Below are 13,780 nucleotides of genomic sequence, written 5' to 3' on the forward strand. Positions count from 1 at the left end.
GCCAACCCGGTCGACGCAGGGCCGCCTTCGGGCGGCCCTTTCCGTTTCTTAGAACATCGTTCTCTAGAACATCTCTTGGCCCTCACAGAGCGTGACGGAGTTGATCAGATGGGTAAGAGTCCCTGGTAAGAGTCATAGGTGGCCCAGGGGGTTCGGATGCGATTGCGTCTTTTGAGTGGGGTGGGGCTGATCGCGGTCACGGCGGTCGTGTGCGGCTGTGGCTCGGAGCCGGTCGCCAAGCCGGTGAACAACGCGGCCAACACCGCGGCCAAGCTGAAGCAGGCCAAGGCCGCGCAGCTGGCGCTGGCGGCCAAGGTGAAGGCCAACGAGCTGGGGCAGATCCCGGTGCTGATGTTCCACCGGGTGATCAAGAACCCGGCGACCACCGACGACCGGACTCCCGAGCAGTTCAGGGGAGATCTCGAACGGCTGGTCAAGGACGGGTACGTGCCGATCACCGCCGCCGAGTACGTCACCGGCAAGATCGACATCCCGGCGGGCAAGCACGCCGTCGTGCTGACCTTCGACGACTCCTCGCCCTCACAGCTCACACTGGACGAGATGGGCAACCTGGCGCCGGACACCGCCATCGGCATCCTGCGTGACGTGGCGGCGAAGAACCCCGGCTTCCGGCCGGTGGCCACGATGTACGTCACGCGCGACATGTTCGGCAAGACCGTGCGCGACGAGCAGGCTCAGATGCTGCTCTGGCTCAAGGACAACGGGTTCGACATCGGCAACCACACCCGCGACCACATCAACCTGCGGGGCCGGTCGGAGAAGGAGGTCGAGGAGCAGATCGCGACCATCCAGACGATGGTCAGCTCCCTGGCCTTCGTCAAGCCGGTGACCATCGCCCTGCCGTACGGCAACCAGCCCCACAACAAGAAGTGGGCCATGCACGGCAAGCTCGGCGACGTCACCTATGACCACAAGGGTGTCTTCCTGGCCGGTTACACGCCCGCGCCCGCGCCGTTCAGCAAGTCCTTCGACCCGCTGGGCATCCCGCGTATCAGGGCGATGGACAAGAAGGGCGACTGCAAGCAGTTCTGCTCGGTGGCCTGGCTCGACTGGCTGAAGAACAACCCGGACATGCGCTACACCTCGGACGGCGACCCGTTGACCGTGGCCTTCCCCAAGTTCAAGAACCCGTTCCTGCGGACGTCCTTCAGCTCACGGGCTCTCGCGTACTGAAGGTGATGTCGGCCCGGCGCAGGCGCTCGATCAGCGGGCGGCCCATCGCGGAGGCGGTGGTGACCTGGCCCGCGATCTCGGGCACGTCGTCGAAGGCCAGGCAGAGCGCCGCCTCGCCGAGCATCTTGGCCGTCTCGTCGTAACCGGGGTCGCCGCCCGCGACCTCGGTGACGACCCGCCGGCCGCCGCCTTCGCCGAGGATGGTGACCTTGAACCAGTTGCGGGCCCGCTGCTCGGGGGTGGGCCCGTCGCCGGGCTTGACGCGGCTCGCCATCCAGTTGCGTACCGGGGGGATCTGCGCGAGCGCCGCCATCGTCCCCGCTCCCGCCGCCACCGCGAGGGCGGCGGGCAGGGTCTTGACGGCGTAGTACTGGCGGTAGGTGAAGTCGGGTCCGTAGCGGTCGAGCAGGCGGGCCGAGCGGCCGACGATCAGCGGGTCCAGGCTCGGCATCGGCAGTGCCCAACCGCCGACATAGCGCAGGCCGCCGGGCAGTGAGCTGACCCGGCGACCGGGCGGCAGCGGCTCGGCCGCGCGCCGCCGGGCTGCCGCCTCCAGGAGTTGCAGCGGGCGCGAGACGATCGTCATCCCGGAGGCCAACGTGCCGCCCGACGCCCGCATCTCGCTCCTGAGGAACCCGCTGACCTTGAGCGGCACGTGCTCCGGAAGCCGGTCGACCGTGAAGAGCACGCCCAGGTCGTAAGGGATGGAGTCGAAACCGCAGGCGTGCACCAGCTTGGCGCCCGTCGTGGTGGCCCGCCGGTGGTGGCGGACGTACATCCGGTCCACGAATTCGGCCTCGCCGGTCAGGTCCAGATAGTGAGTGCCCGCCTCGGCGCAGGCGGCCACGAGTGGCTCGCCGTACCGGAGGTAGGGACCGACGGTCGTGACGAGAACGCGGGTCGAGCGGGCGATCGCGGCCAGCGAGCCGCGGTCGGTGGCGTCGGCGATCAGGATCGGGACGTCGAGGCCGAGTCGTTCCAGCTTGGCCCGGTCGCGCCCGGCCAGTGCCCAGCGCACCTCGGGGCCGGCCGTCTTGGCGAGGTAGGCCGCGGTGAGCGCGCCGGTGAAGCCGCTCGCGCCGAACAGCACGATGTCGTACAAACGGGTCATAATCCCGAGCCCCCTCGGTGCTGCTCGTAGTTTCGCCCTATTCTGGGGTAATTCGGCGTTTCTCCTCACCCTGGTGATGACCGGTGGCCATACTGCTCCTGGCGACAAACCGTGACGTCACGAACGGTTAACGGTTCCCTGAGAGCTTACTGAGCGTCGTAAAGTTTGCGTCGTTGGGCTTTGTTTGAACGTGGGGAAGATGAATGCCGCAGATCTCGCCGCTGGTCGCCGGCGACCCCGGCCAGCTGGGGTCGTTCCGGCTGGTCGGCCGGGTTGGGGAAGGCGGCCAGGGCATCGTCTACCTGGGCGTCACCGATGAGGGTGAGCAGGCTGCGATCAAGCTGCTGCATGTCAAGTTCAGCGGGGACACGATCGCTAGGTCGCGGTTCGCCAGGGAGCTGAAGGCCGCGCAGCGGGTGGCGTCGTTCTGCACGGCCCGGGTGATCGAGGCCGATCTCGACGGTGACACGCCCTACATCGCCAGCGAGTACATCGACGGGCGCGCCCTCAGGGACATCGTCGAAGCCGACGGCCCGCTGCGGGGGACGGCGCTCGACCGGCTGGCGATCGGGACGGCGACCGCGCTGACCGCGATCCACCACGCCTCGATCGTGCACCGCGACTTCAAGCCCGACAACGTGCTGATCGCCGCCGACGGGCCGCGCGTGGTCGACTTCGGCATCGCCAGGATCATCGACTCGAGCGGCACCATCACCAGCCGGGCCATCGGTACGCCCGCCTACATGGCCCCCGAGCAGATCGCCGGGGACGATGTCGGTCCTTATACTGACGTGTTCGCCTGGGGAGCGGTGATCGCGTTCGCGGCGACCGGGGAGACCGTGTTCGAGGGCAACTCGATCGCGGTGGTGCTCAACCGGATCCTCAACCATGAGGTCGACGTGTCCATGCTGCCCGAGCCGCTACGCGGCGTGGTGCGGTCGGCGCTGTCGAAGTCGCCCGATGAGCGCCCCTCGGCCGACCAGATCCTGCTGCGGCTGCTCGGCCAGCCCGAGACGGTCGGCGCCTCCACGGCCGTGCTGACCCGGGGCGTACAGGTGGCCAGCGACGACACCACCCCGTTCATCAGGGTGTCGTCCGGGACGATCGGCACGGGCTCACCGTCCAAGGCGCAGCTCATGCATCCGCCGGAGCAGTCCTCCGTGACCGGCGGCGAGCCGATCCCTTGGGCGACCGGCTCCACGCCGCCACCGCCCCGAATCCTGGACGAGCGGCCGACCGTGGCCACCCCCGAATCCGGCCCGCCCGCGCCACGCGGCCGGCGCCGCGCGGGGTGGGTCGCGCTGACTGTGGCGATCCTGCTGATCGCCGCCGCCTCGATCGTGGCCGTGCAGAACAACTGGCTCCAGCTCGCGCTCGGCGAGGAGCAGCCCTCGCCGCATCCCGCCCCGCCGGACTCCTTCGCCTCGGTCGTCGACAAGGTGGCGCAGACGAAGAAGATCGTGATCGGCGTGAAGGGCGACCTGCCCGGCGTCTCCCTGGAAGGTGGCGGCGGCTTCGAGGGCTTCGACATCGAGCTGGCCAAGCTCGTCGCGGAGCAGCTCGGCGCCAAGCAGACCCAGTTCGTCAGGATTCCCAAGTCCGAGAGGCCGAAGGCGCTGGACGACGGCACCGTGGACCTGGTGATCGCCACCTACTCCATCGACAAGAGCGGCGTCGAGTTCGCCGGCCCGTACTACGTGGCCCACCACGACCTCCTGGTCCGCGACGGCGACCCGATCGAGTCGATCGACGACCTCAAGGGCAAGAAGATCTGCGCCCCCGACAGTCCGTCCGTTCGCAATGTTCAGGCCCGCGTGAAGGTGGAGCTCGTCACGGTGAGCAACTACGCGCAGTGCATGGACCTGCTCAGGAGCGGCGAGGTCGCCGCGGTGCCGGGCGAGGACCTCATCCTGGCCGGCTTCGCCAGCCGCGAGAACCAGCGCTTCAAGATCCTCGGCGCCAAGCTCAACGACGAGCGCTACGCCATCGGGATCAAGCACGGAGACGCCAAGACCTGCAAGGCGGCCAACGGGATCATCGCCTCGCTCTACCGCAAGGGCGTCGTCAAGAGCCTGCTGGCTCGGCATTTCGCCAACGTGGACTTCACTCCCGAGCAGGAAACACCCTCGATGGTCTCCTGCGGATGACGAACGGGTAGCATCCGAAAGTCAATGATTCATCCTGCGAGTTAGGGGAAGGCCATGGCCACGCCCGTCAAGGTGACCGTCACCGGAGCCGCCGGTCAGATCGGCTACGCACTGCTGTTCCGCATCGCGTCGGGGCAGCTGCTCGGCCCGAACGTCCCGGTCAAGCTCAGTCTGCTGGAGATCCCGCAGGCGGTGAAGGCAGCCGAGGGCACCGCCATGGAGCTCGATGACTGCGCCTTCCCGCTGCTGTCGGGCATCGAGATCACCGACGACCCGAACGTCGCGTTCGCGGGCGCCAACGTCGCCCTGCTCGTCGGCGCCATGCCGCGCAAGGCCGGGATGGAGCGCGGTGACCTGCTCGGCGCCAACGGCGGCATCTTCGGCCCGCAGGGCAAGGCGATCAACGAGCACGCGGCCGACGACATCAAGGTCCTGGTCGTCGGCAACCCGGCCAACACCAACGCGCTGATCGCCCAGCAGAACGCGCCCGACGTGCCGGCCGACCGCTTCACCGCGATGACCCGCCTCGACCACAACCGCGCGCTGTCCCAGCTCGCCGCGAAGCTGCAGGTCCCGGTCACCGAGATCAAGAACATGACCATCTGGGGCAACCACTCCGCCACCCAGTACCCGGACCTCTACCACGCCGAGGTCGGCGGCAAGATCGCGGCCGAGCAGGTGGAGTCGGAGTGGCTGCGCGACACCTTCATCCCGACGGTGGCCAAGCGCGGCGCCGCCATCATCGAGGCCCGTGGCGCCTCGTCCGCCGCCTCCGCGGCCAACGCCGCGATCGACCACGTCTACGACTGGGTCAACGGCACCGACTGGACCTCGGCCGCCGTCGTCTCTGACGGGTCTTATGGCGTGCCCGAGGGCCTCATCTCGTCGTTCCCGGTGCGGGCGGCGGGGGGCCGGTTCGAGATCATCCAGGGTCTGGAGATCGACGCCTTCTCCCGCGAGCGCATCGACGCCAGCGTCCGCGAGCTCACCGAGGAGCGCGACGCGGTGGCCTCGCTCGGCCTGATCTGATCCGTCTCCGACAAGGCGCGCGTCCGTTTCCGGGCGCGCGTCTTTTGGTTATATGTACGATTTGCGGCCTATTTCCCTTTTGTGTGACTAGGGGCACATAGTGATTTGCGCGGGGGGATTCGGCGGGGAGGTGGCGAACAGCACCCCCGCCGCCGCCGCGAGGCTACCCAGCACGACGAGGACGCCGAAGACTATCTTCGTGACCCTTGGTGAAAAGCTCCTCACATTTCGATATCACAGCACATATCGGGACTTCCTATACCTATTTCCCGGAAAGCGCTCCCCAAGCGTCAGAGACGATGTCCCGCAGGGAGGGGCGCTCGGCCTTCCAGCCCAGCTCGCGCCGGATCTTCTCGGACGAGGCGACCAGCACGGCCGGGTCGCCCGCCCGGCGCGGCCCGATAACGGCGGGGATGTCGTGGCCGGTGACCTCGCGGCAGACCGAGATCACCTCCTGGACGGAGAAGCCGGCGCCGCTGCCCAGGTTGAAGATCTTGTGCTCCCCGGGGGTGAGCGCCTCCAGTGCCAGGAGGTGGGCGACCGCCAGATCGGCCACATGGACGTAGTCGCGCACGCACGTACCGTCGGCGGTCGGGTAGTCGGTGCCGAACACGCTGACCGACTCACGCTCGCCGGTGGCCACCTTGAGGACGTTCGGGATGAGATGGGTCTCAATGGTGTGCCGCTCGCGGAAGCGGCCGTACGCGCCGGCCACGTTGAAGTAACGCAGGCTCACCGCCCCGAGTCCGTGCAGGCCCGCGTAGGCGGTCAGGGCGGTGTCGACGGCCAGCTTCGAGGCGCCGTACGGATTCGTGGGCCGTGTCGGATCGCTCTCCAGGATGGGGGAGCGCTCGGGCTCGCCGTACGTGGCCGCGGTCGAGGAGAACACGATCCCGCGCACGCCCCGCACCCGCATCGCGTCGAGCAGCGCCAGCGTGCCACCGAGGTTGTGCGACCAGTAGAGGCCGGGCTTCTCCACCGACTCGCCGACCAGTGACTTGGCCGCGAAGTGCAGCACCGCCTCCACGCCCGCCAGGGCGTCGTGGGCCTCGGTGATGGACCCGTGGACGAACCGCGCCCCCTCGGGCACGGCGTCCTCATGGCCGGTCGACAGGTCGTCGAGCACGGTCACCTCGTGCCCCGCCTCGACGAGCTGCGCCGCGACGACGCTGCCCACGTATCCGGCACCTCCGGTGACCAGCAATCTCATGTTTGCTCCTGTGGCTATATGTTTAATTTTGTCGGGCTGGGTGTTCAGCATACGCGGGAAACGTGCCGAGTACGCTGCCAACCACCATGTTTGACACCCTCGCGGCCAATATCGCGCTGGTCCTTCTGTTCATCCTCGTCGGCGGCTTCTTCGCCGCCGCCGAGATGGCGATGGTCTCCCTGCGGGAGAGCCAGGTGCGCAAGCTCGCTCAGAAGGGGCGCCGCGGCGAGCGGGTCGCCAAGCTCGCCCAGGACCCCAACCGCTTCCTGTCCGCCGTGCAGATCGGGGTGACCGTCGCCACGATGCTGTCGGCCGCGTTCGGCGCCGACCGGCTCGGCATGCAGTTCGTGCCCGTGCTCGAACGCTGGAATGTGCCCCACGCCGTCGCTCCCGTACTCGCGCTGGTGCTGGTGACGCTGGCCATCTCGTACGTCTCTCTCGTGCTCGGCGAGCTGGCGCCCAAACGCCTGGCCCTGCAGCGGGCCGAGGGGCTCTCACTGGTCGTGGCGCCCTTCCTCGACCGCGTCGCCATGCTGTCGCGCCCGATCATCTGGGCGCTGTCGAAGTCGACCGACGGCGTGGTCAAGCTGCTCGGCGGCAACCCGCAGGCCGACCGGGAGGAGGTCACCACCGAGGAACTGCGCGACATGGTCGTCGGGCACACCGACCTGACCGCCGACGAGCGCAAGCTGATCGCGGAGGTGTTCGCCGCCGGTAAGCGCCAGCTCCGCGAGGTCATGTTGCCCCGCACCGAGGTGGAGTTCATGGAGGCCGACACCACACTGGCGGAGGCGGCGGTGCTGGCCTCGGGGCTGCCGCACTCGCGCTTCCCCGTCTACCGCGAGTCGTACGACGAGGTCATCGGATTCGTGCACGTCAGGGACCTGCTCGACCCGGTGCTCACCGGGCGGATCGAGCCGATCAGCGAGCTGGTGCCGATCCGGCCGGTCAAATTCGTACCGGCCTCCAAGCGCCTGCTCACCACGCTGTCGGAGATGCGCGACGAGGGTCACCACCTGGCCATCGTGGTCGACGAGTACGGCGGGACGGCCGGCATCGTCACCCTGGAGGACCTGGTCGAAGAGCTCATCGGCGACATCAGGGACGAGTACGACGTCGAAGGCGACACCGTGGTCCTCCCGGCGGGCGAGATGGAGATCGACGGCCTGACGAACCTCAACGACTTCGCCGCCCAGACCGGCATCCGGCTGGCCGACGGGCCGTACGAGACGCTGGGCGGGTTCGTGATGTCCATGCTCGGCCACGTGGCCGCCTGCGGGGAGATGGTGGAAGTGCCCGGGTTCGAGCTGACCGTCATCGAGCTCGACGGACGCCGTATCGCCAGAGTGAGGGTGCAGCGCCGTCCGGCCGTCGAGTCGCCGCCCGAGCTGGATTCCTGACACAATTGGCTGCTATGGCCAGACCTCGTGTCCTCTCCGGCATCCAGCCCACCGCAGGCTCCTTCCACCTGGGCAACTACCTGGGTGCGGTCCGCCAATGGGTGACGCTGCAGGAGACTCATGACGCCTTCTACTGCGTCGTCGATCTCCACGCGATCACGGTGCCGACCGAGCCCGCCGCCCTGCGCCGCCGCACCCGCGTGGCGGCCGCGCAGCTGTTCGCCGCCGGGCTCGATCCCGAGCGCTCGACCGTGTTCGTCCAGTCGCACGTGCGCGAGCACAGCGAGCTGGCCTGGATCCTCATCTGCCTGACGGGCATGGGCGAGGCGGCCAGGATGACGCAGTTCAAGGACAAGTCCGCCAAGTTCGGGGAGAACGCGGCCAGCGTCGGACTCTTCACCTACCCGGTGCTCCAGGCCGCCGACATCCTGCTCTACCAGGCCAACAGCGTGCCGGTCGGCGCCGACCAGAAGCAGCACCTGGAGCTCACCCGCGACCTCGGCCAGCGCTTCAACCACCGCTTCGGCGACACCTTCACCCTCCCCGAGCCGTACATCCTCAAGGAGGTCGAGAAGATCACCGACCTCCAGGACCCGACGGCCAAGATGTCCAAGTCCTCCTCCAGCCCGGCCGGCATCCTCGACGTCCTGGAGCAGCCGGGGCCGCTGCGCAAGAAGGTCATGCGCGCCGTCACGGACACCGGCTCGGAGGTCCTGTTCGACGAGGACGGCAAGCCCGGCATCTCCAACCTGCTCCGCATCCTGTCCGCGCTCACGGCCACGCCGATCCCCGACCTGGTCGCGCGTTACGAGGGTCAGGGCTACGGGACGTTCAAGAAGGACGTGGCGGAGGCCGTCGTGGAGGCGTTCACGCCCATCCGGGAGCGCACGGAGAAGCTGCTGGCCGACGAGGCGGAGCTGGACCGGCTGCTGGCCATCGGCGCCGAACGAGCCGGCGCGGTGGCCCGCCAGACCATGGCCGAGGTCCGCGACCGGGTCGGCTTCCTGCCGCGCCTCTGACCACCTCTGACATGCGCGAACGCCGGACTGGACCTTCGGCAGATTTAACGGCGGTGCTTCGGCAGATCTAAAGGCAAAGGCTCGGCAGACTTAAAGTCATTGCTTCGGCAGATCTAAAGGCCGGGCTAGGGTGGACCCATGAGGGAAGCGGTCGACTACCTGCCCCGGCGAGCGGCTTCTCTGGTGTACGACGCACTTGAGGACACCCGTGTAGTCGTCGTCAATGGTGCTCGCCAGGTTGGTAAGAGCACCCTTGCCGAGCGGGTGCTGCGCCATGTCCCAGGTAGCGTCGCCCGCTTCTTGGACGATCCCGTCACTCGCCTGGCGGCGAATGAGGATCCAGTCCGTTTCGTGAGTCATGACGGCTTGATGCTCATTGATGAGGTGCAGCGGGTTCCCGATCTCTGGCTCGCCATCAAGCACGTGGTGGATCGTGACCCGCGCCCTGGACGATTCCTGCTCACCGGATCCGCGCGCCTCCTCGCACTGCGCAGCCTTCCTGACTCGCTGCCCGGCAGGTCGGAGACCATCGAGCTCTGGCCGCTCTCGCAGGGGGAGATCGACGGCCACGAGGACGGCTTCGTCGACGCGGCGTTCGCGATGGGGGAAGATCTGCGCGCCGAATCGATCGGTCTACGCCGGAAGGACTATCTCGCTCTGGCCGCTCGCGGCGGATACCCAGAAGCGATCAAGCGGACGACCCCTCGGCGGCGTGAGCGGTTTTTCGACGGCTATCTTGCGGACCTGATCGCCCGGGACGTGAAACAGGTCGCCGAAATCGAGCGTGCGTCCGACATGCGGAGGTTGGTCGCCTTGCTGGCGGCTCAGACCGGAGGGCTGCTCAATATGAGCCGGCTCGCGAGCGAGCTGGGCCTGTCGAGCCCGACCGTTCGCAGCTATGTGGAGATTCTGGAGACCATCTTCGTGGTCCGCCTCGTGCCGGGCTGGTCGTCGAACGCGACCACGAGAGCCGTGGCCACGCCCAAGGTGATCTTCGTCGACCCTGGCATGGCTGGCTACCTCACCAGCGGAAGCGTCGCCGATGCCATCCATGGCGGACTCCTCGAGAACTTCGTGCTGAGTGAGATAACCAAGCAGCTGACCTGGGCCGGGACATCGGCTCGCCTCTATCACTATCGCGACCGGGACCAGTACGAGGTGGACGGGATCCTCGAGAACAACGCGGGTGAGATCGTCGCCATCGAGGTCAAGGCGGCGGAGACCGTTCGCGCCGACGACTTTCGCGGACTGCGGCTCCTCAAGCGTCGCTTGGGCGATCGCATGCTGGCGGGATTCGTTCTCTACTGCGGGCCTGAGTCGTTGAGTTTCGGCGACGGGCTCTCCTGCCTCCCGGTCTCCGCGCTTTGGACGACGCGTTCTCCGGCGGCGGCGCCGCTTTCCGGCGATCAGTAGTCAAGGGGGTCACCAGGGGTAGACGCCGCCTTCCTCGCTCTCGCTGAGGAAGGCGCCGGTCGTGGGCATGGTGGTGGCCTGGCGGGCGATGTGGGTGCCGCCCTCGTCCGCGGTCAGGACGCCTCGGTGGTCGTTGAGGTCGGTGGCGCAGAAGCCCGGTGAGACCGCGTTGACCTTGATCGGAGTGTCGCGCAGCTCGTTCGCGTACATCAGGGTGATCGCGTTCAGGGCCGCCAGGTTCGGCAGAGCACCGCTGAGGCTGGGATCGGCGGTCCCAGGCGTGGGCCGACGCTTCCAGGCGTGGGTCGGGGCGCCCAGGCGTGCGCCAGGTCAGTGACTAGCGGAAGCGGCGGCGGCCCACGGCCAGGAGGACCTCCCGGAGGGCGTCCGCCGCCTTGCGTACCGTTTCCTCCGGGACGCCCGCCATCACCTCTTCGTGGGCCTTCCCCGAGACCTCCAGGGCGGTGTTGGCCAGGCGCAGGCCCTCGGGGGTGAGCTGGACCCAGCGGCTGCGCGCGTCGCCCTCGTTCGCCGCCCGCTCCACGTAGCCCGATGCCGTGAGGCGCTGCAGGACGTTGCTCGTGCCGCCCGAGGTGAGGTAGAGGCCCTTGGACAACTCGCTGGGCTTGAGCCGGTGCGGGGGGCCGGTGCGGGCCAGGGCGGCGAGGACGTCGAACTCGGCGTACGTCAGGCCCAGGTCCGCCAGTTCGGCCTTGATCGCCGTCTCGAAGAGCATGTTGAGGCGGGACATGCGCTTGCTCAGTTCGAGGTCGGCGATGAGCGATGACGACAGGCCGGAGTTCTGCCAGCGGGGGACCATCGCGTCGACGTCATCGTGCTTCATGGATCGAGGATACTTGGCGGTATATTGCTTTCTGAAAAGCTTCTTACTAAGCTTTTTGGCATGGCAATCACTTTGATCAAGAACGGGATCGTCGTTGACACCGAGCCGGAGCCCGTCGTGCTCGGGCGGGTGGACGTGCGGGTCGAGGGCGGCCGGATCGCCGAGGTGGGGCCGGACCTGCCCGAGGTGCCGGGGGCGGAGGTCGTCGACGCGACCGGGATGATCGTGCTGCCGGGGTTCGTCGACAGCCACCGGCACACCTGGCAGGCCGGGATCAGGGCGATCGCGCCGGACATCACGTTCGGCGGATATCTGCAGCGCGTCCTGGGCGAGCTGGCCCCTGTCCACCGGCCCGAGGACGTCTACGCGGGCAACCTGGCCGGCGCGCTGGAGTGCCTGGACGCCGGGATCACCACGCTGCTCGACTGGTCGCACGTGCAGTTCACGCCCGAGCACACCGACTCGGCCGTACGGGCGCTGCGCGAGTCGGGCATCAGGGCGATCTTCGGCTACTGCCACGGCGGGCCACGGGAGAACCTGCACAAGGAGGGGCACCGGGTCCATGACGAGCACTTCGGCACGACCGGCTTGGTGACCATGGCGATCGCCGCTCTCGGGCCGGAGATCGTCAGTGAGGAGGACGCGCTGGCGGAGTGGCGGCTGGCCCGAGAGCTCGATCTGCCCGTCACCGCGCATCTCGGCGGGCACAGCAGGGAGAGCTCCACCAAGGGGCTCGCGTTCCTGAAGGCCAACGGGCTGCTGGCGCCGCGCACGACGTACGTGCACGCCAACCACTACAGCGACGACCAGCTCAAGCTCATCGCCGACAGCGGCGGCGGCGTGTCCGTGTCGCCGATCGACGAGATGACCCTCGGCATCGGCTACCCGATCAGCGGGCGGGCGCGGGCCGCCGGGATCCCTACCTCGCTCAGCGTCGACAGCGTGACGTGCGCGCCCGGTGACATGTTCAGCCTGATGCGGACCGCGTTCGCGCTGGAGCGGGGCCGCCCGGACGGGCAAGGGATGGGGTTCCGCGTCCGTGACGCGCTGCGGATGGCCACCATCGAGGGCGCCGAGGTGGTGGGGCTCGGTGACACCGTCGGCTCGCTGCGGGTCGGCAAGCAGGCCGACCTCGTGCTGCTGCGTACCGGCACGCTGGGCATGGCGGCCGCGCACGACCCGATCGGGGCGGTGGTGCTCAACGCCGACACCAGCGCCGTCGACACCGTCCTGGTCGGTGGACGGGTGGTCAAGCGGGGCGGCAGGCTGCTGCACCACGACGTCACGGAGGTGCTCGCCAGGCTCGCGGAGTCCGCCCGCGCCGTCACCAGCGCATAGCCCCCAGGTGCGGGGCTCCGTGGTAGAAGAGCGGTAGCCAGGGCAGGTGCATGGCGACGGCGGGGCACCTCGGAAGGCGGCGCGCGGCGGTGTTGGCGAAGTTGATGGCACGCGTCGAGTCGGCCAAGGCCCGGAGTGGCCGCGTCCTCGAGTCCTGGCGGGTGCGCCGCCTCTGGATCGACCACCTGATGAGGACCGTGCAGCGCTACCAGCTGCGGTTCGGCGACCGGCTGGCCGGCGCGGTGACCTACTTCGCGTTCCTGTCGTTCTTCCCGCTGGTCGCGCTCGCGTACGCGCTGTTCGGCTACGTCCTGTCGTACGACCAGAACGCCATCAGCACGCTCGAGTCGGCGATCAAGGACCAGTTGCCCGGACTCGCCGACCAGATCGACCTCCAGGCCATCGCCCAGGCCAGGGCGACCGCCGGGATCATCGGCCTGGCCGGTCTGCTCTACGCGGGGCTGGGCGCCGTGGACGCGCTGCGCGGGGCGCTGTGGGAGATGTCGATGACCACGGCCCCGCCGCCGAACTTCTTCGTTGCCAAGCTGCGCGACCTGATCTCCCTGCTCCTGCTCGGCGTGACCATGATCGTGTCGGTGTTGGTCGGCGGGGCCGCCACGCAGGCCACGACCGGGGTCGCGGTGACTCTCGGGCTGGGCAGCGCGCCGGTGACGACCGGCACGCTCTGGCTGGTGGGCCTGCTGGCCAGCGTGGCCGCCGACTGGGTGCTGTTCCTGATCGTGCTGGGCTGGGTGGGCCGCGCCACCCAGCCCTTCCGGGTGCTGGCCAGGGGGGCGCTGCTCGGTGCCATCGGGTTCGGGCTGCTCAAGCAGGTCGCGTCGCTGCTGCTGGGGCAGACGCTGAGCAACCCGATCTACGGCGCGTTCGCCGTCATGGTGGGGCTGCTGGTCTGGATCAACTTCTCCGCCAGGTTCGTCCTGTACGTCGCCGCCTGGACCGCCACAGCCGGGCTCTGCCCGCCGCCCGCACCCTCGCCCATCCCGTCGAACACGCCCATGCCGTCGACCTCGCCCATCCCCTCGAACGAGGTCACCTGATCTCAGCGTCGTGAGTC

General features: G+C 68.5%; 12 protein-coding genes. 8 read left to right on the forward strand and 4 right to left on the reverse strand.

Annotation, left to right across the window (positions count from 1 at the left end; all coding sequences use genetic code 11):
• Window positions 1-156: 156 nt before the first annotated feature.
• The gene (locus ACIBO2_RS00315; protein WP_358548713.1) at window positions 157-1,194 is read left to right on the forward strand and encodes a polysaccharide deacetylase family protein; all 1,038 of its coding nucleotides are present in this window, start codon (window positions 157-159) and stop codon (window positions 1,192-1,194) included.
• On the opposite strand, the gene ACIBO2_RS00320 is transcribed toward ACIBO2_RS00315, so the two are convergent.
• The gene (locus tag ACIBO2_RS00320) at window positions 1,169-2,305 is read right to left on the reverse strand and encodes a saccharopine dehydrogenase NADP-binding domain-containing protein (RefSeq protein WP_358548710.1); all 1,137 of its coding nucleotides are present in this window, start codon (window positions 2,303-2,305) and stop codon (window positions 1,169-1,171) included. The genes ACIBO2_RS00315 and ACIBO2_RS00320 overlap by 26 nt on opposite strands.
• 203 nt (window positions 2,306-2,508) lie before the next feature.
• On the opposite strand from ACIBO2_RS00320, the gene ACIBO2_RS00325 reads away from it, so the two are divergent.
• Together ACIBO2_RS00325 and ACIBO2_RS00330 are read left to right on the forward strand one after the other, a co-directional pair.
• Window positions 2,509-4,452: a protein kinase gene (locus tag ACIBO2_RS00325; RefSeq protein WP_358548707.1), complete on the forward strand. Its 1,944-nt coding sequence runs from the start codon at window positions 2,509-2,511 to the stop codon at window positions 4,450-4,452.
• A gap of 54 nt (window positions 4,453-4,506) precedes the next feature.
• Window positions 4,507-5,481 carry a malate dehydrogenase gene (locus tag ACIBO2_RS00330; RefSeq protein ID WP_358548705.1) on the forward strand — a complete coding sequence of 325 codons (975 nt, stop codon included), beginning with the start codon at window positions 4,507-4,509 and terminating at the stop codon, window positions 5,479-5,481.
• 262 nt (window positions 5,482-5,743) lie between these two features.
• Here the strand turns inward: ACIBO2_RS00330 and galE are convergent, their stop codons facing one another.
• Complete coding sequence (gene galE / locus ACIBO2_RS00335) at window positions 5,744-6,691, reverse strand: UDP-glucose 4-epimerase GalE (RefSeq protein ID WP_358548702.1); 948 nt, start codon at window positions 6,689-6,691, stop codon at window positions 5,744-5,746.
• 86 nt (window positions 6,692-6,777) lie between these two features.
• On the opposite strand from galE, the gene ACIBO2_RS00340 reads away from it, so the two are divergent.
• The 3 genes from ACIBO2_RS00340 to ACIBO2_RS00350 all read left to right on the forward strand — a co-directional run bounded on the left by ACIBO2_RS00340 (window position 6,778) and on the right by ACIBO2_RS00350 (window position 10,523).
• Complete coding sequence (locus ACIBO2_RS00340; RefSeq protein WP_358548699.1) at window positions 6,778-8,091, forward strand: hemolysin family protein; 1,314 nt, start codon at window positions 6,778-6,780, stop codon at window positions 8,089-8,091.
• A gap of 14 nt (window positions 8,092-8,105) precedes the next feature.
• Window positions 8,106-9,110, forward strand: a complete 1,005-nt coding sequence (trpS, locus tag ACIBO2_RS00345) for a tryptophan--tRNA ligase (RefSeq protein ID WP_397294593.1) — start codon at window positions 8,106-8,108, stop codon at window positions 9,108-9,110.
• A 138-nt stretch (window positions 9,111-9,248) separates the two neighbouring features.
• Window positions 9,249-10,523, forward strand: coding sequence for an ATP-binding protein (locus ACIBO2_RS00350; RefSeq protein WP_358548693.1), 1,275 nt, complete (start codon window positions 9,249-9,251; stop codon window positions 10,521-10,523).
• A 9-nt stretch (window positions 10,524-10,532) separates the two neighbouring features.
• Here ACIBO2_RS00350 and ACIBO2_RS00355 read toward each other — a convergent pair whose 3' ends face one another.
• Window positions 10,533-10,733 carry a hypothetical protein gene (locus ACIBO2_RS00355; protein ID WP_358548690.1) on the reverse strand — a complete coding sequence of 67 codons (201 nt, stop codon included), beginning with the start codon at window positions 10,731-10,733 and terminating at the stop codon, window positions 10,533-10,535.
• Between the two features lie 127 nt (window positions 10,734-10,860).
• A complete protein-coding gene (locus tag ACIBO2_RS00360) occupies window positions 10,861-11,367 on the reverse strand; it encodes a MarR family transcriptional regulator (protein ID WP_358548688.1) in 507 nt (168 codons plus the stop codon).
• Window positions 11,368-11,427: 60 nt separating this feature from the next.
• Between ACIBO2_RS00360 and ACIBO2_RS00365 the strand changes: the two genes are divergently transcribed.
• Both ACIBO2_RS00365 and ACIBO2_RS00370 read left to right on the forward strand, forming a co-directional pair.
• Window positions 11,428-12,705: an amidohydrolase family protein gene (locus ACIBO2_RS00365; protein WP_397294594.1), complete on the forward strand. Its 1,278-nt coding sequence runs from the start codon at window positions 11,428-11,430 to the stop codon at window positions 12,703-12,705.
• A 104-nt stretch (window positions 12,706-12,809) separates the two neighbouring features.
• Entirely contained in the window at window positions 12,810-13,763 is a 954-nt protein-coding gene (locus ACIBO2_RS00370; RefSeq protein WP_397294596.1) for a YihY/virulence factor BrkB family protein, read from the forward strand.
• Window positions 13,764-13,780: the final 17 nt, after the last annotated feature.

It is taken from the genome of Nonomuraea sp. NPDC050022 (assembly GCF_044460705.1).
Lineage (GTDB): Bacteria > Actinomycetota > Actinomycetes > Streptosporangiales > Streptosporangiaceae > Nonomuraea.